Below are 17,008 nucleotides of genomic sequence, written 5' to 3'. Positions count from 1 at the left end.
GTCAGAGCGTACCCGTGATCACCTCGGCGGCGGCCTGCCCGCAGACGCGGGCCGAGCCGTACGTGGCGATGTGCACCGCCCCGAGGTCGGAGCGCTCGGGCAGGCCCATCTCCACCACCACGGCGTCGCCGCGGGCGCTGAGCAGGTGGCCGATCGCCTCGGCCTGCCACGGGTAGCGGTGCGCGTCGCGCGCGACGATCACCAGCGGGCGGTCGGCAGAGGACCGCAGCAGATCCTCCAGTACGGCGGCGCGTGACTCCTCGGCGGTGAGGCGGGCGACGGTCGTGCCCGGCAGCAGCTTGCCCAGCGGCTCGCCGACGCCCCACGGGGTGCCCTTGTCGATGGCCAGGTTCATCTCGGGGGCGAACTCCACGACCTGGGCGGCGACGGTGATCGGCAGGACTGGCGCGGAGGACCTGCGGGTGACCTTGACCGCCCGTCTGGCGGCGATGAGCCCGATCTCGCCCTCGACGCGTCCGTCGCCTTCGCGGGCGGCCTGGGCGTGGGCGGCGCGGGCCGCCGCCGACCACGCGCCGAGCCCTGTCACCCGGCCGGCGGCCTCGGCCAGGCGCTCCTCGGGCAGTCTGCCCTCCATCACCGCCAGCGCGATCGCGTCGCGCACCGCGGCGGCCGTCGCCTCGTCCGACCGCTCACCGCCCACGCAGATCGCGTCCGCCCCTGCTGTGACGGCCATCGCCGAGGCGCCGCCGACGCCGTACGCGCCGGAGACGGCGGCCATCTCGATCCCGTCGGTGATGACCACACCCTCGAAGCCCAGCTCGTCACGGAGCAGCGCGGTCAGCACGTGCGGGCTGAGCGTGGCGGGGGTCGAGGGGTCGTAGCGGGGCACGAGAAGGTGTCCCGTCATGATCGATCTGACACCCTCCTCGATGGCCGCGCGGAAAGGGCGCAGATGCTCCTCGATCTCGCCCGCCACCACCGGCACCCCGTGGTGGGAGTCGACGGAGGTGTCGCCATGGCCGGGGAAGTGCTTGGCGCACGCCGCCACGCCCGTCGCCTGCATGCCTCTGATGAAGGCCCTGGTGTGCCTGGCCACCAGCTCGGGGTCGGCGCCGAACGCGCGCAGCCCGATGACGGGGTTTCCCGGATTGGAGTTCACGTCGGCCGAGGGGGCGAAGTCGATGCTGATCCCCGCAGCCGCGAGGTCCCTGCCGAGGTCGCGGGCGAGCTCCTCGGTGAGCGCGACGTCGTCCACCACGCCCAGCGCGTAGTTGCCAGGGCGGCTGCTGCCCTTGGCGACCTCCAGCCTGGTCACCTCGCCCGACTCCTCGTCCACGCCCACCAGCGCCGAGGGGTTCTCCGCGCGCAGCGCCGCCGTCAACTCGGCCACCTGGGCGGGCCCTGTGATGTTGCGGGAGAAGAGCACCACCCCCGCCAGGCCTTCTGACAGTCGGCGGCGGAGCCAGTCGGGGGGCGCCGTCCCGACGAAACCCGGAAGGATGACGGAGTCGGCAAGGCGAAGCAAGTCGCGGCCAGGCTTGGGCATGACCGAAATCTAATAGGAAAGTTTCCTATTTTCTAGAGGCATTTTCAGACGTCAACGCGTCTGATTCCACCTCCCTCCGTGACGAACTCGGCGAGCGTGCGGACGGGGGCGCCCCTCCTGTCGACGTGGTCCACCCCTCGGAAGGCGACCCGGAAGTCGGTGGCGCTCGCCGTGCCCGACAGGTAGCCGCGGTGGGCGTCGAAGTAGCGTAGGTGCGGGTTGGCCGCCAGGACGCCCGGGCCGTCGGTGACCGGCGGGTTGCTGCTGATCGCCGAGCCGACGAACTCCGCGCCGACCGTCGCGCCCGCGCTGGTCACGATGTCACCCGCCCACGCGTTGTGCACGTCGCCGCTGAGCACCACCAGGTTCTGCGAGACGGCGGCGAGCAGGCGGGCGCGCTGCTCGGGCTGGCCGTCCCACGACTCCTTGCGCAGGTTGGGCGCGGGGCCTGGCACGAACCTCCTGGTGAAGAAGAGCGGCTGGACCAGGACCCGCCACCTGACGGGCGTGGCGGCCAGCCTGGCCACCAGCCACGCCTCCTGCTCGGCGCCGAGCATGGTGGCAGGGCCGCGGAACTGCCGCACGTCCAGGGCCATGAAGTCGGCGATCACGCCGTAGGTGCGCCTGCGGTACATCTGCAGGCCGCCGTCGCGTGGGCGCACCCGCAGCGGCATGTGCTCGTAATAGGCCTGGTAGGCCGCGGCCCTGCGCCTGAGGAAGCGGTCGGAGCCGTCGCCCCTGCCGTGGTAGTTGTCCATGACCTCGTGGTCGTCCCAGACCGGCACCCAGGGGGCGGCGGCGTGGGCGGCCCGCAGGTCGGGGTCGCTCCTGTAGCTGGCGTAGCGGGCGCGGTAGCCCGCCAGCGTGGTGGTCTCGTCGGCGGGGTCGACGCGGCGCACGCCGTGGGCGGGCCTGGCGTACTCGTAGATGTAGTCGCCGAGATGGAAGACCACGTCGGGACGCTCGTCGGCCAGGTGCCTGTAGGCGGTGTACCAGCCGTGCTCGAAGCGCTGGCAGTTCGCGGCGGCGAACCTGACCGGCTGCGTGGATGTCGGGCCGGGGGCCGTTCTGGTACGGCCGGCGGGGCTGAGCTCGCCGCCGGACCTGAACCTGTAGAAGTAGTCGGTCGCGGCCCGCAGCCCCTCGACCTTCACGTGGACGCTGTGCGCCCATGCGGGCTGCGCCCTCGCGACACCCTGCCTGATGACTTTGGCGAAGCGGTCGTCCTCTGCCACCTGCCACCGCACGTCGGCGGGGCGGGACAGACCGGTCAGCCTGGTCCAGAGGATCACGCCATCCGGTAGGGGCTCGCCCGACGCGACCCCCAGAGTGAACGGATTCGGCATCCTCCGATGCTAGTCAGGCGGCGACGTCGGCCCTGCTCTTCTGCCAGAGACGGTCGACGGCGAGCGCGCCGCCGCCCGTGAACGCCAGCGCGAGGCAGGCCGCCGCGAGGGCCATCGGGAACTCGATGCCGCCCTTGTCGGCCAGGAAACCGTTGCCGAGGTGGACGAAGACGATGGCGCCGACCATGTTCAGGGCGAGCAGGACACCGAAGACGGGCAGCGCCGCGCCGACGATGAGCGCGATGCCGCCGACCACCTCCAGCACGGCGACGGCGGGCGCGGCCAGACCCGGCAGCGGGATGCCGACCTGCTCGAAGAAGGCCGTCGTCCCCGAGATCCCCATGGACGTGAACTTCATCCAGCCGTGAACGAGGAAGGTCACTCCCACAGCCACTCTGGCGAGCAGCAGCGTGATGGATCGAGCCATTGGTTCCTCACAGTTTCGTTCGAGTTTGAACAACAACCATAAGCGGTCGTTCAACTTCGAACAAGTCATACACTGACAAGGTGAGCGAGTCGCGATGGCTGGACGCCGAGGAGATGTCGGCGTGGCAGGCGTTCCTCACCGCCTCCCACCTGCTGGACAGACGCATCGAGGAGCAGCTGAAGAGCGCGGCGGGGCTGACGCACCCGCAGTTCGAGATCCTGGCCATCCTGTCGGCCTCCCCCGAGCGCCGGCTGCGGATGACCGAGCTGGCGCGCAGGGTGGTGGTCTCCAAGAGCGGGCTCACCTACCAGGTCACCCAGCTGGCGAAGCGGGGCCTGGTCGAGCGCACCACCTGCCCCGGCGACGACAGGGGCGTGCTCGCGGTGCTCACCGACGAGGGCATGCGCCACCTTGAGAAGACGGCCCCCGGGCACGTCGAGGTGGTGCGCAGGTTCCTGATCGACCTCCTCTCCAGGCAGGAGCTGACGACCATGGCCTCGGCCATGCGCAAGGCCCAGGAGGCCATGCGCCCGTCCTCCTAGCCCTCTCCGCCGACGGACGGCAGAGGTCGCCGAGTGGAGGCCTGAACGCTTCTTTCGGATCTCGTTGGGGGCGTGGGATGCTCGCCGCCATGGTGGAGCACGACAGCCAGCCCCGGCCTTCGACCGCGAAGCGGGAGCTGATCGACCGCCCACCGGGATGGATGTTCCTCACGCTGGTTACCGCCGCGGGAGTGTTCACGTTCTGGTGGGCCAGTGCGCCGTTCTTGCCTCTCGAGACTGTCCTCTTCATAGGCCTCGTCTGGACGGCGCTCATGACGATCTGGTGGATCTGGTGGATCGCGGCGATGGCGATGGCGAGTACCACGTTCAGCCGCGCGCGGGCGCGGGGGCGCTGGCTGGCGCCCCCGCTCATCCTGGCGGCCGCACTCGGCGTGCTCGCGACGGACGCACCCTTCCACGTGCGGTTCGCGTTGTCGGAGGCGAGCCTGGAGGCCTACGCGCAGAAGCTCGCGCACGGCGCGGAACCGGATCCCGGCTGCGAACGCGTGGGCCTGTACCGGGCGTGCAAGGACTGGCTGGGAGATCCCGCGCCCGGTGGAGCCATGTTCCTTGTCACCGACTTCGGGGTGGAGACCGCCGTCGGCTTCGCGTGGTCGCCCACCGGCCAGGAGCCTGCTCTAGCGGTGGACTTCGAGCACCTCGGAGGGCGCTGGTGGGCCACCAGGCAGTGGGACAAGTGGTGACAGGCGCTCCGCAGGGGTCAGGTGCGGATCACCGTCACCGCTCCTGCGGGTACCACCGCCTTCTCTACTACGGCGTCCTCGTCGGTGTGGTTGATGGCGAACAGGTAGGAGCGGCCGTCGGGGTGGGTGCGGCGGACGACCTCGACCCCCGGAGGGGCCTGCGCCGCAGGGGTGACGCCCGCCTCCTCGCAGACCCTGGCCATGATCGGGGACAGGTCGGCGGGCAGGGTGGTGAGGTAGTGGGCGGTGCCGCCGCCCCACTCGTTGCGGGTCCAGGCGGGCCGGCCGTCGCGGTAGGTGTCCAGGGCCTTGGCGGTGGTCAGGCGGGCCTGCTCGCTCCAGATCCTGCCCACGCCTCCCCCGGCCAGCGCGATCGGCTCGGCCAGGGGGAAGAACTCCTCGACGCTCACCCCGAGCAGGTCGCGGAAGGCACCGGGATAGCCGCCGAGCCTGACGCGGTCATGGGGGTCGACGATCCCCGAGTACGGCCCGACCAGCGCCACGCCGCCCGCCGCGACGAAGCTCTCCAGGTTGGCCGCGCCCTCGTCGGAGACCAGGTAGAGCGAGGGCGCCACGACCAGCCGGTAGCCGGACAGGTCGTGCTCGGGCCTGGCGATGTCGCAGGTGATCCCCGCACGCCAGAGCGCGGCGTGCCACTCCTTGATCACCTCGACGGGCTTCAGGCGGTCCGTCGGCTGGGCGGGGTGGTCCTGGGCCCAGACGCTGTCGTGGTCGAGCAGGATGGCGACGTCGGCGGCGACCGTACTGCCCGAGACGTCGCGCAGCGACTTGAGCTCCGCGCCGAGGGCGACGGTCTCGCGCCAGATCTTGGTGTCGGTGCCCGCGTGGGGCAGCATCGCCGAGTGCCACTTCTCCGCGCCTGCCCTCGACTGCCGCCACTGGAAGAACATGATCGCGTCGGCGCCCCTCGCCAGGTGCGCGAGGGAGTTGCGGCGCAGCTCGCCAGGGTCCTTGGCCAGGTTGAGGCCCTGCCAGTTGACCGCGCTCGTCGAGTGCTCCATCAGCAGCCACGGCCTGCCGCCGTTGAGCGAGCGGGCGTAGTCGGCGGCGAAGGCGAGGTCCTCGTGGGGGTGCTCGCCGATGAGGTAGTGGTCGGTGGCGACGACGTCCACGGCCTCGGCGAAGCTCCAGCAGTCCATGTCCCAGTGCGCGCCCGCCATCAGGTTCGTGGTGGCCGGCTTGGGGCCGAGCAGGGCGCGCTCGGCCCGGTAGAGGCTGACGAGGGCGTCGGAGGAGAAACGCTTGAAGTCGAGCTCGTGCGCCGGGTTGGTGAGGAAGGACGTGATCCTCGGCGGCAGGATCTGCGCCCAGTCGGAGTAGCGCTGCGACCAGAACGCGGTGCCCCACGCGTCGTTGAGCGTGTCCAGCGATTGATAGCGTTCACACAGCCAGGCGCGGAAGGCCTCCGCCGAGGCGTCGCAGTAGCAGCGCGCGTTGTGGCAGCCGTACTCGTTGTGCACGTGCCACATGACCACGGCCTGGTGGTCGCGGTAGCGGTCGGCGACCTTCTCCGCGATGCGCAGCGCCCTGTCCCTGTAGATCGGCGAGCTCGGGCAGAAGCCCTGCCTGCTGCCGTGGTGAAGCCTTCGCCCGTCCCTGTCCACGGGCAGCGCCTCGGGATAGGTGTGGCCGAACCACGGAGGAGGGGCGGCGGTGGGGGTGGCGAGGCAGGCCTCGATGCCGTGCTCGCCCAGCAGATCGAGGATCCTGTCGAACCAGGCGAAGTCATACCTGCCCTCCTCGGGCTCCAGGTGCGACCAGGCGAAGATGCCGACGCTCACGCGGGTGACCCCCGCCTCGCGCATGAGGACGACATCCTCGGACCAGGTCTCCTCCGGCCACTGCTCGGGGTTCCAGTCGCCGCCGTAGACGATCACGTGAGCTCCTCTGCGTCGAAGTGTGACGTCAGCGGATTAAAACGTTCTTCTCGGCCCGGCACAAGTCAGAGGCGCTCGATGATGGTCACGTTGGCCTGGCCGCCGCCCTCGCACATGGTCTGCAGCCCGTAGCGCCCGCCCACGCGCTCCAGCTCGTGGATCAGCTTCACCGCCAGCACCGCGCCCGTCGCGCCGAGAGGGTGCCCGAGGGCGATGGCGCCCCCGTTGGGGTTGACCACCGCGGGGTCGGCGCCCGTCGCCTTGAGCCAGGCCAGCACGACCGAGGCGAACGCCTCGTTGATCTCGACGGCGTCGAGGTCGGAGATGGACATGCCGGCCCTGGCCAGGGCGTGCGCGGTGGCGGGGATGGGGGCGTCGAGCATCACGACGGGGCTGGCCCCCCTCACCGACAGGTGGTGGACGCGGGCGCGGGGCGTCAGGCCGTGCTCGCGTACGGCCCGCTCCGACGCGACGAGCAACGCCGCGGCCCCGTCGGAGATCTGCGACGACAGCGCGGCGGTCAGCGAGCCGCCGGGCAGGAGGGTGCGCAGCGAGGCCATCTTCTCCTTCGAGGTGTCCCTGCGCGGCCCCTCGTCGACGGCGACGCCCTCGTAGGGCGCGATCTCCCGCTCGAAGCGCCCGGTGTCGATGGCGCGCAGCGCCCGCTCGTGCGAGGACAGGGCGAACGCCTCCATCTCCTCGCGGGACAGCGCCCAGTCGGCGGCGATCCGCTCGGCGCCGGCGAACTGGGAGATCTCCTGCGTGCCGTACCGCGCGGCCCAGCCCTTGGAGCCCGAGAAGGGCGTGTCGAACCCGGGGAAGACCATGGCGGAGGACATCGGCACCATGCTCATGTTCTGCACCCCGCCGGCCACGACCAGGTCGGCCGTGCCGGACAGCACCGCCTGGGCGGCGAAGTTCAGCGCCTGCTGGGAGGAGCCGCACTGCCTGTCGACGGTCACGCCTGGCACCTCCTCCGGCAGGCCCGCGGCCAGCCAGCAGGTGCGGGCGACGTCTCCCGCCTGCGGTCCCACCGTGTCGACGCAGCCGAAGATCACGTCGTCGACGGCGGCGGGGTCGACGCCCGAGACGACCTGGTTGATGACGTGGGCGCCCAGGTCGGCGGGGTGCGCCCCCGCCAGCCCGCCGTTCCTGCGCCCCACGGGGGTCCTGACGGCGGCGACGATGTAGGCCTCGCTCATGACACCTACACTAGCAAGCGCTTGGTTTAGATAGGAACCGCGTGTGAGCTGCGGGTGTTGCGTGAACAAGCGATTGCGCAAGGGCTCATAATGGAGAGGTGACCACGCGAAAGAACGCCACCGCCGCACCCCCGAAGACCAAGCGCGCCACCGCGTCGGGATCGGCCTCCGAGCGCCGTGACCACCTCGTGAAGCTCGCCGCGGAGATCTTCGCGCGCAAGGGCTTCCAGGCGACGACCGTTCGCGAGATCGCCAACGAGGCGGGCATCCTCTCCGGAAGTCTCTATCACCATTTCGACTCAAAAGAGACAATTGTCGACGAGGTGCTCTCCACCTTCCTCGACGACCTCATCGCCCGCTACCGCGCGGCGCTCGAGAGCGGCGGCGAACCACGCGCGGTGCTGTCGGAGATGGTGCGCATCGGGTTCGGCACGCTGGAGCCCCACCGCGCCGCGATCACGGTCATGCAGAACGACTGGAACTACCTGCGCCAGTTCCCCCGCTTCAACTACCTCGTCAAGGCCGAGGACGACGTGGAGCAGATGTGGGTGCGGCAGATCAAGGCGGGCCAGGCGGCGGGGCAGTTCCGCGCCGACGTCGACCCGAAGCTCACCTACCGCATGATCCGCGACACCATCTGGGTCGCCGTGCGCTGGTTCCGCCCCGGCGGCAGGCTCAACACCACCGGCCTGGCCGAGCACTACATCACGGTGCTCTTCGACGGCCTGGCCACCGGCGAGCGGTCCACGCAGCCGCAGGCATGAGCCTCCGCAAGGCGGTGCGGCTCGCGCTGCAGGAGGTCGCCGAGCCCGACAAGGCCGCGGCCATGCAGGCGTACATGAAGTCGGATCTGCCCTTCCTCGGCGTGCAGGCGGGGCCGCGGCGGACGGCCCTGAAGAGGGTCTTCGCCGGGCAGCGCCTCGAGGCGGCTCCCGAGTGGCGGCGCGCGGTGCTGGAGCTGTGGCGCGAGGCCGAATACCGCGAGGAGCGCTACGCCGCGATCGAGCTGTCGGGCTTTCGCTACTACCGTCCGTGGCAGTCCCTCTACACGGTCCCGATGTACGAGGAGATGATCGTCACAGGCGCCTGGTGGGACCTGGTCGACGAACTGGCCACGCACAGGATCGGCGGGCTGCTCGCCGCCTATCCCGACGCGATGCGCCCGCTGCTGCTGGAGTGGGCCCACTGCGACGACCTGTGGAAGCGCCGCACCGCGATCCTGAGCCAGAACAGGTTCAAGGCGCGCACCGACACCGCGCTGCTCTACGCCTGCATCGAGCCGAGCCTGTCCGACATCGACTTCTTCGCCCGCAAGGCGATCGGGTGGGCGCTGCGCGAGTACGCCAAGACCAATCCCCGCGAGGTCGTCCGCTACGTCGACGCGAAGGGCATCACCGGCCTGAGCCGCCGCGAGGCGCTGAAGAACATCACCGGGTCCATAGCGCCTGCTGCACCGCCTGCACCAGCGCCATCAGCTCAGGCCTGACGCTCTCGCCCGCCCACGCCAGCGTGTAGGTGAGGCGCAGGCCGGCCCCTTCCAGCGGCACGAACCTGACGTCGTCGCGGCGCACGGTCCTGGCCACCAGCTGCGGGATCGGCAGCAGCCCCGCGCCGGCGGCGACCAGGTCGAGCGCGGCGGCGAAGTCGTCCTCGGCCACCTGCCGGTGCCTGCCCGGCAGTCCGGCCCACCGTCCGCCGGGAATCAGCAGGTCACGGTCGCCGAGGTCGGCGGCGGTGACCTCTGAGCGCCACGGATGGTCCACGGGTACGGCCAGCCGGTCCACCGTGACATGGAACCTCGCCCCCGTGCCGAACCTGGGCGGCGCGGGGACGGCCACGATCGCGGCCGACACCTCACCCGCGTCGAGCGCCCGCGCCGCCGCGCCCCGCCCCGCCGTCGTGAGCTCGACGGCGATGCCCCTCGCCGCGAGCCGTCTCGCCACCCTGGCGACGAGCGGTCCCGCCAGAGGTGGATAAGCCAGATGAATGACAGGCTGGGCCAGTCGCGCCGCCTCACGGCTGAAGGCGGTCATGCCGTCGAGCACCTGGTGGGCGTGGGCGAGCAGCGCCTTGCCCTCGGGCGTCAGCCGTACCTGCCGGGCCGTCCTGTCGAACAGGCGCAGACCCACGGCGTTCTCCAGCCGGGTGACCGCCTGGCTCACGGCGGGCTGCGACAGGCCCAGGTCCGCGGCCGCCCGCGAGAAGCTGAGCAGCGCGGCGACCTTCGCGAAGCACTGGATCTCCCGAAGCATAAGCAGCATGAATAGATGATGCATCCGGACGGAGATCGCGTGTTGGGTGGGCGGCATGAGAACGACCGTGCTGGGCTATCCGAGGATCGGCCCGAACCGTGAACTGAAGCGGGCCCTCGAGTCCTACTGGGACGGGCGGATCACCCGTGACGAGCTCGACCAGGTCGGAGCCGGCCTGCGCGAGGAGACCTGGCGGCGGCTGGCCGAGCTGGGGCTCGACGCGCTGCCCTCCAACACCTTCTCCCTCTACGACCAGGTGCTCGACACGGCGGTGATGCTGGGAGCGGTGCCCGAGCGCTACCGCGAGGCCGAGGATCCGTACTTCGCGATGGCGCGCGGCACCCAGGGCCTGGCGCCGCTGCGGATGACCAAGTGGTTCGACACCAACTACCACTACCTCGTGCCGGAGATCTCCCCTTCGACGGTGTTCCGGCTGGACGCGTCCAAGCCCGTCGGCGAGGTACGCCAGGCCAGGGCGCTGGGGTTCGACACCAGGCCCGTGGTGCTCGGGCCTGTGACGTTCGTGCTGCTGGCGGGGGCGCTGGAGCGGCTCGACGAGGTGCTCGGGTGCTACGAGGAGCTGCTGTCGGCGCTGGCCGCCGAGGGCGTGTCATGGGTGCAGCTCGACGAGCCCGCGCTGGTCTGCGACAGGACGAAGGAGGAGCTGGAGGCGGTGCGGACGGCCTACGAGCGGCTGTGCGCGTGGCCGTCCAGGCCCTCGCTGCTGGTGGCGGCCTACTTCGGCGACCTGGGCGAGGCGCTGCCCGTGCTGGCGGGCACGCCGGTCGAGGGGATCGGCGTCGACCTCGTGCGCGGGAGCCTGCCGATCGAGCTCCCCGGCAGGACGGTGTTCGCGGGGGTGGTGTCGGGGCGTGACGTCTGGCGCACCCGCGAGGCGGAGGCGCTGGCGGCGCTGCGTGCCGTACGGGCCGGCGAGGTCGTGGTGAGCACCTCGTGCTCGCTGCAGCACGTGCCCTACAGCCTCGCGGTGGAGGAGCGGCTGGAGCCGGCCCTTCGCGAGCGCCTGGCCTTCGCCGAGGAGAAGGTGGCCGAGGTGGTCGCCCTGGCGCGGCTGTTCGCCGAGGGAGCGACGCCCGCTCCCACGAGTGCGGCGGCTCCTGCGGGCGCCGAGCGGGCCGAGCCGAGGGCGCGCAGCCCCTACGAGGTCAGGGCGAAAGCGCAGGCCGAGCATCTCGGGCTGCCGAAGCTGCCGATCACCACGATCGGCTCCTTCCCCCAGACCGCGCGGCTGAGGGCGGCCCGCGCCGACCGCTCGCTGCCTCGGGCGAGCTACGAGGCGCTGGTCGAGGGGGAGATCGAGCGCGCGATCAGGCTCCAGGAGCGGCTCGGCCTCGACGTCCTGGTGCACGGCGAGCCCGAGCGCAACGACATGGTGCAGTACTTCGCCGAGCACCTCGACGGCTTCGCGGTGACCGAGCACGGCTGGGTCCAGTCGTACGGCTCGCGCTGCACCCGCCCTCCCCTGCTGCACGGCGACGTCGGCAGGCCCTCGCCGATCACGGTGAGATGGGCGCGGTACGCGCAGTCGCTGACCGCGAAGCCCGTGAAGGGCATGCTGACAGGCCCCGTCACGATCGTCGCGTGGTCGTTCGTCCGCGACGACCTCCCGCTGCGCGAGGTGACCTTCCAGGTCGCCGACGCCATCGCGCGGGAGGTGCGCGACCTGGAGGCGGAGGGCATCTCCGTCATCCAGGTGGACGAGCCCGCGCTGCGCGAGCTGCTGCCGCTGCGCGCCGCCGCCCAGCCGTCCTACCTGCAGTGGGCGGTCGCCGCCTACCGCAGGGCCACCTCGGTGGCCGCCGACCGCACCCAGATCCACACCCACCTGTGCTACTCCGACGCCGAGCAGATCATCTCCGCGATCGACGCGCTCGACGCCGACGTGACCACGATCGAGTCGGCCAGGTCGGGCGCGCTCGCGCCGGAGGGCTTCCCTCGCGGGCTCGGCCCGGGGGTCTACGACATCCACTCCCCTCGGGTGCCCTCGGCGGAGGAGGTGGAGGCGCTGCTGAAGGCCGCGCTCGACGTGCTGCCCGCCGAGCGGCTGTGGGTCAACCCCGACTGCGGCCTGAAGACGCGCACCTACGAGCAGGTGGAGGCGTCGCTCGCCAACGTCGTCAGGGCGACCCTGCGGGTACGGGAAGCGCTCCGATGACGTCGAGCCTGGAGACGGCCCTGGTGAGCGCCACGTAGAGCCGGTTGAGCCCGCGCGGCTCGGCGGCGACGACCGCCGCGGGCTCGACCACCACCACGTGGTCGTACTCCAGGCCTTTGACCAGGCTGGCCGGCATCACGCTCACCCGCTCGTCGTCGATGCCGTGCGCGGCCAGCCTGGCCGCCAACGCGGGCAGCGCGGCGTCGGCGGCGATCACGCCGATCGAGCCCTCGTGCTCGAGCGCCTCCCTGACGGCGAGCTCCACCTCGTCGCTCCCGCGCAGCTTCAGCCGTCCGTCGGACCTGAACGAGCGGGTGGGCGGCACGTTCACGCCGAGCTGGTCCAGCAGCCTGTTGGCCAGCTCGACCACCACGGCGGGCACCCTGAAGCCGGTGGTCAGCGCGATCACTCTGGCGTCCGGCTTGCCCAGGTTCTTCATCTGCTCGGCCCAGTCGCGGGCCGCCCACGGAGTGGTGCCCTGGGCGAGGTCGCCGAGGACGGTCAGCGAGCCGTACTCACTCCTGCGGGCGATGGCGCGGCACTGCATCGGTGACAGGTCCTGCGCCTCGTCGACGATCACGTGACCGTAGCCCTTGGGATGGTCGAGCAGCCCGGCCAGCTCGTCGAGCAGTACCGCGTCGGCCGCCGTCCAGGCGTGCCGGCGGCGGGTGATCGCCGCCTGCTCCCGCGCGCTGAGGAGGCCCTCGGCGTGCGGCGCCGGATCGGACAGCAGCCCTGCCAGCACCTCCTCCGGCTTCACGTTCGGCCACGCCGCCTCGACCGCGGGGGTCACCGCCCTGGTCATCCTGCGCAGCCAGGGCGCGTCGGCGGCGCGCCCCCGCAGCTCGGCCTGCCGCCGCACCAGCGCGACCGTCTGCGAGAGCACCCTCTCCCTGCCGATCCTGTACGGCAGCGCCGCCCGCCGCGCCTGGTCCACGATGCGCCTGAGCTCGTCCTCGGCCACGCGCCACACGAACGCGCCGTCGCGCACCGCCACCGGCTCGACCGGCTTGGTGATGCGCCCGTACAGCGCCCGCCTGAGCACCGCGGCCATCCTCTCGTCATGCTTGACGGCCGCGGCCTCGACGCTGTCCTCGCCCTTCACAGAGGTACGCAGGAGCAGCTCGTCGACGGTCGTCTGCTCGACGTCGACCTCGCCGAGCGCGGGCAGCACCGCGCCGATGTAGCCGAGGAAGGCGCGGTTGGGCCCGAGGATCAGCACGCCGTGCCGTTCGAGCCGTTGCCTGTGGGCGTAGAGCAGGTAGGCCGCCCTGTGCAGCCCGACGGCCGTCTTCCCCGTGCCGGGCGCGCCCTGCACGCAGATCGACTCCTCCAGCTCGGCGCGGACCAGCTCGTCCTGCTCGGGCTGGATGGTGGCGACGATGTCGCGCATCGGGCCGACCCTGGGCCGCTCGAGCTCGGCGGCCAGGATCCGGCTGGCGACCCGCTCGCCGTCGTCGAGGCGTTCGTCCTCGAAGCCGGTGAGGGTCAGGCCCGACCAGCCGTACCTGCGGCGCATGGCCACTCCTCGCCGCTCTCCCGCGTGGGCGCGGTAGAACGCCGTGGAGACGGGAGCCCGCCAGTCGATCACGACGGGCGGCTGTCCCGTCTCTCCTGAGATGTGGCGGCGGCCGAGGTAGTGGCGGTGGCCGTCCTCCAGGTCGAGGCGGCCGAAGAACGGCGGCCCTTCGGGGGCCTCGCCGAGCTCCTTCGCCAGGCTCTTGAGGTGGCGGCCCAGCCGCTCGGCGCTGTAGCGGTCGCCCGCGACGCTCTCGCCGACGATGACGTTGTGGCGGGCTCCGTCGAGCATGCGCTGGAGCCCTTTCCTGCACTCGTCGACGTAGGCGCGCTCTGTCTCGAGTTCGGTCATGCAGATAGTGTAACCGAGTCATCTTTTTAACTGAGTCACATCATGAAGCCTCCCCTGTGAAGGGAGAGGAGGAGGAAGACCTGGGCGTGGGTGAGCCGGAAGAACATGCCTTCAGGCTCCCGCCGATCCGGACATCGCGTCCAACACCGGAAATATGAGGATTAACGCGTATCTGTTGTTAATGTGTGCGCGTGGACATCAACCCCCGGCTCCTACGGGTGTTCGTGGCGGTCGCCGAGGAGCTTCACTTCGGGCGCGCCGCCGCTCGGCTCTACGTGGCCCAGCAGGCGCTCAGCCGAGACATCCGCAGGCTGGAGGAGCAGCTCGGCGCGACGCTCTTCGCGCGCTCCACCAGGCAGGTGCAGCTGACCCCCGCGGGGGCGAACCTCCTGCCGTCGGCGCGGCGGCTGCTCGCCGTCCACGACGAGCTGGTCGCGCAGATCCGCGGCGCGGCGGGACCGCTCCTCGTCGACTTCAACAGCGCGGGCTCCGCGCTGCCCCGGCACCTGATCAGGGCCAGAGAGCTGGCGCCCGACGCGGAGATCGTCGCTCGCTACCACGGCGGGCTGGCCGCGGGAGCGGCGGCGATCCTGGCGGGCGCGGCCGACGTGTCGTTCGGCCGCTTCGCGGGCCTGGACCCCGACGTGCGGACCCGGCTGGCGCAGACGCCGGTGCGGCTCCAGCCGCTGACCGTGATCCTGCCGCCCGAGCACCCGCTGGCCGGGCTGCCCGAGGTTCCGCTCAGCGTGATGGCCGGCTTCCCCCTCGACATCATGGCAGGCAACCCGGCCACCACCGAGTGGACGGACCTGGGCAGGCGGCTGGCGGAGGAGTTCGGGCTCACGCTGGCCGCCCCGCACGCCTGCCCGGTCGGGCTCGACGAACTGCTCGTCTACCTGCGGCGGCACGGTGAGCCTGTGCTGTCGAGCGTCGGCTGGGCCGATCTCCAGGGCGCGGCGGTCCGCCCGCTGGTCGATCCCGTGCCGCTGTCACTGGTCAGCCTGGTCCACCGTCAGGGGCTGCGCCACCCTGGCCTGACCGCGCTGTTCCAGGCGATCGCCGAGGAGGACGGCTGGATGGACCGGCCGCCGGGCTCCTGGCTGCCCCCGCTGGACGAGTCGCTGCTCAGCTGAGACCTATTTGGCTTCCGTCCTGAAACATCTCGCTTGAGCCGCACATCTCCCAGGTGACGCACCCCAGGAAAGGAAGTCACCGCGTGGGACCACCTGAACCGCGGCAGCTCTTCGAGGAGATCTACCTGGCTCACTATCCGGCCGTGTCCGGATACATCGCCCGCCGTACCGACTCTCCCGACGACACCGCCGACGTCATCTCCGAGACGTTCACGACCGCATGGCGACGGCTCGCCGACATCCCGTCGGGAGAGGAGGCCAAGCTGTGGCTGTACGGCGTGGCCAGACGCATCCTCGCCAACCACTACCGCGCCGAGTCACGAAGGAGCGCGCTGGCCGTGCGGCTGCGGGCGGACCTCACCCGCTGGGCGCATTCCGTGGTCGAGCGCGAGACGGACGCGGCGCGTGAAGCCTTCGCCCGGCTGTCGGACGACGACAGGGAGCTGCTGTCGCTGGTCGGCTGGGAGGGACTCAACACCGCCGAGATCGCCAAGGTCCTCGGCTGCTCGGGCGGCGCCGCGCGCCTCCGCCTGCACAGGGCCCGCAAGCGACTGGCCGCCGAGCTGGCGGCCGCCGACCTCGACCTCAACCGGTACGGCTCGCGTGCCGTGGCGCTCGCCAAGGAGAGCTCATGACCCACGACCTCGACCGCGTCGTCGCCGCCATCGCCCCCGACCCCGGCCCCGGACTGGTTCCCGGCGCCCACGACCTGATGAGAGAGATCATGGACTCCTCCCCCGCGCCGGCCCTCCAGCCCACCGTCGAGTCGGCCAGGCGACGCAGGCGGATGGGCTGGCGGATCGCCGTGCCGGCCGTGGCTGTCCTCGCCGCCTCGGTGACCGTGCTCGGCTGGACCTCCGCCCTGCCGGTCTTCGGCCCCGAGCCGGTGGCCGCCGCCCTGGAGATCACGCAGAAGGACGGCTACTACGTCATCCAGGTGAACGACCTGCGCGCCGACCCTGCCAAGTACCAGGCTCAGCTCAAGGCGCTCGGGCTGGACGTCTCGCTCAGGCTGGTCCCCGCCTCCCCCGGCCTGGTCGGCAACCTCTTCGCCACCACGCCCACGAACGAGGTGGTCGAGGAGTTCAAGACGATCGACCGGCCAGGACCCTGCGACAAGGTGGGAAACTGCCCGATCGGACTGAAGATCCCCGTCGGCTACAAGGGCACGGCGCTGGTGGACCTGAACCGCGATGCCGAGCAGGGCGAGAAGTACGACGCCTTCACCGGGTTCGACGCCAAGGGTGAGCCCATGCACTGCGTGCCCTACGTCAATAAGAAGGTGGGCGAGGTGCGCACGATCCTGGCCGAGCGCGGGCTCTCCATCGAGGGGTTCGCGACGGGGAAGGGCCCCGACGACGTCAAGGAGGTCGCCACGGTGCCCGACTCGTGGTACGTCACCAGCGGCTTCTTGGTCATGCCCGGCAAGGCCAAGCTGGTCGCGGGGTCCGAGCCGAAGGCTGACCACCTCGTGAAGATGGAATGGAGGAAGCGGGGCTGCTCCTGACCCGGCCCCCCGGGTGAAGCCGGAGGAGAGGGGCCCATGGGGGCGGGCCCCTCTCCTCCAGGTGGAGAAGTTCGTCCTCCGACGGTGACCGGGCGTGCTGCCGGGGTAGCTGCTCGGACATGAGCGAGACACCTGATGACAGGTACACGGGGGAAGAGGCGGCCGAGCGCGTCGACAAGGCCCTGAACGACGACGCGGCGCCCGACGAGATGGACCAGCGCGACGCGCAGGTCGTGGCGGACGCCGAGGCGGCGCCGGTGCACCCTGATCGCGGCCGCTACTCAGACGAGGGCGGCGCCGAGGACGGGGATCCCGAGCAGGCCGAGCACCGGCAGACGCTGTGGGACGAGTCCACCGCGCAGTCCGGCGTGGACGAGGGGATCGAACCGCCGGACTGAGTCATGCCGCCCCGCACCCGCCGCCCGCCGCCTCGGCGGACGGCGG

General features: G+C 71.3%; 16 protein-coding genes. 9 read left to right on the top strand and 7 right to left on the bottom strand.

Annotation, left to right across the window (positions count from 1 at the left end; genetic code table 11):
* Position 1: 1 nt before the first annotated feature.
* The 3 genes from FHR33_RS35360 to FHR33_RS35350 are packed head-to-tail and all read right to left on the bottom strand — an operon-like array spanning position 2 to position 3,280.
* On the bottom strand, positions 2-1,507 hold the full coding sequence (locus FHR33_RS35360) for a glycoside hydrolase family 3 protein (RefSeq protein WP_183657235.1): 1,506 nt from the start codon (positions 1,505-1,507) through the stop codon (positions 2-4).
* Positions 1,508-1,551: 44 nt separating this feature from the next.
* Complete coding sequence (locus FHR33_RS35355) at positions 1,552-2,853, bottom strand: alkaline phosphatase D family protein (RefSeq protein WP_183657232.1); 1,302 nt, start codon at positions 2,851-2,853, stop codon at positions 1,552-1,554.
* Between the two features lie 13 nt (positions 2,854-2,866).
* Positions 2,867-3,280 carry a DoxX family protein gene (locus tag FHR33_RS35350; RefSeq protein WP_183657230.1) on the bottom strand — a complete coding sequence of 138 codons (414 nt, stop codon included), beginning with the start codon at positions 3,278-3,280 and terminating at the stop codon, positions 2,867-2,869.
* 80 nt (positions 3,281-3,360) lie between these two features.
* Between FHR33_RS35350 and FHR33_RS35345 the strand changes: the two genes are divergently transcribed.
* Positions 3,361-3,822 carry a MarR family winged helix-turn-helix transcriptional regulator gene (locus FHR33_RS35345; protein WP_183657226.1) on the top strand — a complete coding sequence of 154 codons (462 nt, stop codon included), beginning with the start codon at positions 3,361-3,363 and terminating at the stop codon, positions 3,820-3,822.
* 89 nt (positions 3,823-3,911) lie between these two features.
* The gene (locus FHR33_RS35340; protein ID WP_183657214.1) at positions 3,912-4,526 is read left to right on the top strand and encodes a hypothetical protein; all 615 of its coding nucleotides are present in this window, start codon (positions 3,912-3,914) and stop codon (positions 4,524-4,526) included.
* A gap of 17 nt (positions 4,527-4,543) precedes the next feature.
* On the opposite strand, the gene FHR33_RS52915 is transcribed toward FHR33_RS35340, so the two are convergent.
* Entirely contained in the window at positions 4,544-6,424 is a 1,881-nt protein-coding gene (locus tag FHR33_RS52915) for a beta-galactosidase (RefSeq protein WP_312895859.1), read from the bottom strand.
* Positions 6,425-6,489: 65 nt separating this feature from the next.
* Positions 6,490-7,626: an acetyl-CoA C-acetyltransferase gene (locus FHR33_RS35330; protein ID WP_183657211.1), complete on the bottom strand. Its 1,137-nt coding sequence runs from the start codon at positions 7,624-7,626 to the stop codon at positions 6,490-6,492.
* Positions 7,627-7,724: 98 nt separating this feature from the next.
* On the opposite strand from FHR33_RS35330, the gene FHR33_RS35325 reads away from it, so the two are divergent.
* Positions 7,725-8,390, top strand: a complete 666-nt coding sequence (locus FHR33_RS35325) for a TetR-type transcription factor C-terminal domain-containing protein (protein ID WP_183657210.1) — start codon at positions 7,725-7,727, stop codon at positions 8,388-8,390.
* On the top strand, positions 8,387-9,112 hold the full coding sequence (locus tag FHR33_RS35320; protein ID WP_183657207.1) for a DNA alkylation repair protein: 726 nt from the start codon (positions 8,387-8,389) through the stop codon (positions 9,110-9,112). Before FHR33_RS35325 ends, FHR33_RS35320 begins: the two co-directional genes overlap by 4 nt.
* Here FHR33_RS35320 and FHR33_RS35315 read toward each other — a convergent pair.
* Entirely contained in the window at positions 9,054-9,887 is an 834-nt protein-coding gene (locus tag FHR33_RS35315; RefSeq protein ID WP_183657203.1) for a LysR family transcriptional regulator, read from the bottom strand. The two genes, FHR33_RS35320 and FHR33_RS35315, sit on opposite strands and share 59 nt — an antisense overlap.
* Before the next feature lie 46 nt (positions 9,888-9,933).
* On the opposite strand from FHR33_RS35315, the gene metE reads away from it, so the two are divergent.
* The gene (metE, locus tag FHR33_RS35310) at positions 9,934-12,054 is read left to right on the top strand and encodes a 5-methyltetrahydropteroyltriglutamate--homocysteine S-methyltransferase (protein ID WP_183657200.1); all 2,121 of its coding nucleotides are present in this window, start codon (positions 9,934-9,936) and stop codon (positions 12,052-12,054) included.
* On the opposite strand, the gene FHR33_RS35305 is transcribed toward metE, so the two are convergent.
* Positions 12,017-13,924, bottom strand: coding sequence for a HelD family protein (locus tag FHR33_RS35305; RefSeq protein WP_183657198.1), 1,908 nt, complete (start codon positions 13,922-13,924; stop codon positions 12,017-12,019). The two genes, metE and FHR33_RS35305, sit on opposite strands and share 38 nt — an antisense overlap.
* Positions 13,925-14,115: 191 nt before the next feature.
* On the opposite strand from FHR33_RS35305, the gene FHR33_RS35300 reads away from it, so the two are divergent.
* The 4 genes from FHR33_RS35300 (at position 14,116) to FHR33_RS35285 (ending at position 16,962) form a co-directional block, all read left to right on the top strand.
* A complete protein-coding gene (locus tag FHR33_RS35300) occupies positions 14,116-15,057 on the top strand; it encodes a LysR family transcriptional regulator (protein ID WP_312895858.1) in 942 nt (313 codons plus the stop codon).
* 83 nt (positions 15,058-15,140) lie between these two features.
* Positions 15,141-15,692, top strand: a complete 552-nt coding sequence (locus FHR33_RS35295) for an RNA polymerase sigma factor (protein ID WP_183657192.1) — start codon at positions 15,141-15,143, stop codon at positions 15,690-15,692.
* Positions 15,689-16,564 carry a hypothetical protein gene (locus FHR33_RS35290; protein WP_183657189.1) on the top strand — a complete coding sequence of 292 codons (876 nt, stop codon included), beginning with the start codon at positions 15,689-15,691 and terminating at the stop codon, positions 16,562-16,564. Before FHR33_RS35295 ends, FHR33_RS35290 begins: the two co-directional genes overlap by 4 nt.
* A gap of 119 nt (positions 16,565-16,683) precedes the next feature.
* Positions 16,684-16,962, top strand: coding sequence for a hypothetical protein (locus FHR33_RS35285; RefSeq protein ID WP_183657187.1), 279 nt, complete (start codon positions 16,684-16,686; stop codon positions 16,960-16,962).
* The last annotated feature ends 46 nt before the right edge of the window (positions 16,963-17,008 follow it).

The organism is Nonomuraea dietziae (assembly GCF_014195505.1).
Taxonomy (GTDB): domain Bacteria; phylum Actinomycetota; class Actinomycetes; order Streptosporangiales; family Streptosporangiaceae; genus Nonomuraea; species Nonomuraea roseola.
This window is presented reverse-complemented; position numbering and strand designations above follow the sequence as displayed.

Excerpts from the sequence above, each read along its gene's own strand:
- FHR33_RS35350 (WP_183657230.1), bottom strand. The coding sequence starts at position 3,280 with ATGGCTCGATCCATCACGCTGCTGCTCGCCAGAGTGGCTGTGGGAGTG.
- FHR33_RS35320 (WP_183657207.1), top strand. The coding sequence starts at position 8,387 with ATGAGCCTCCGCAAGGCGGTGCGGCTCGCGCTGCAGGAGGTCGCCGAG.
- FHR33_RS35330 (WP_183657211.1), bottom strand. The coding sequence starts at position 7,626 with ATGAGCGAGGCCTACATCGTCGCCGCCGTCAGGACCCCCGTGGGGCGC.
- FHR33_RS35285 (WP_183657187.1), top strand. The coding sequence starts at position 16,684 with ATGAGCGAGACACCTGATGACAGGTACACGGGGGAAGAGGCGGCCGAG.
- FHR33_RS35290 (WP_183657189.1), top strand. The coding sequence starts at position 15,689 with ATGACCCACGACCTCGACCGCGTCGTCGCCGCCATCGCCCCCGACCCC.
- FHR33_RS35360 (WP_183657235.1), bottom strand. The coding sequence starts at position 1,507 with ATGCCCAAGCCTGGCCGCGACTTGCTTCGCCTTGCCGACTCCGTCATC.
- metE (WP_183657200.1), top strand. The coding sequence starts at position 9,934 with ATGAGAACGACCGTGCTGGGCTATCCGAGGATCGGCCCGAACCGTGAA.
- FHR33_RS35315 (WP_183657203.1), bottom strand. The coding sequence starts at position 9,887 with ATGCTGCTTATGCTTCGGGAGATCCAGTGCTTCGCGAAGGTCGCCGCG.
- FHR33_RS35355 (WP_183657232.1), bottom strand. The coding sequence starts at position 2,853 with ATGCCGAATCCGTTCACTCTGGGGGTCGCGTCGGGCGAGCCCCTACCG.
- FHR33_RS35305 (WP_183657198.1), bottom strand. The coding sequence starts at position 13,924 with ATGACCGAACTCGAGACAGAGCGCGCCTACGTCGACGAGTGCAGGAAA.
- FHR33_RS35340 (WP_183657214.1), top strand. The coding sequence starts at position 3,912 with ATGGTGGAGCACGACAGCCAGCCCCGGCCTTCGACCGCGAAGCGGGAG.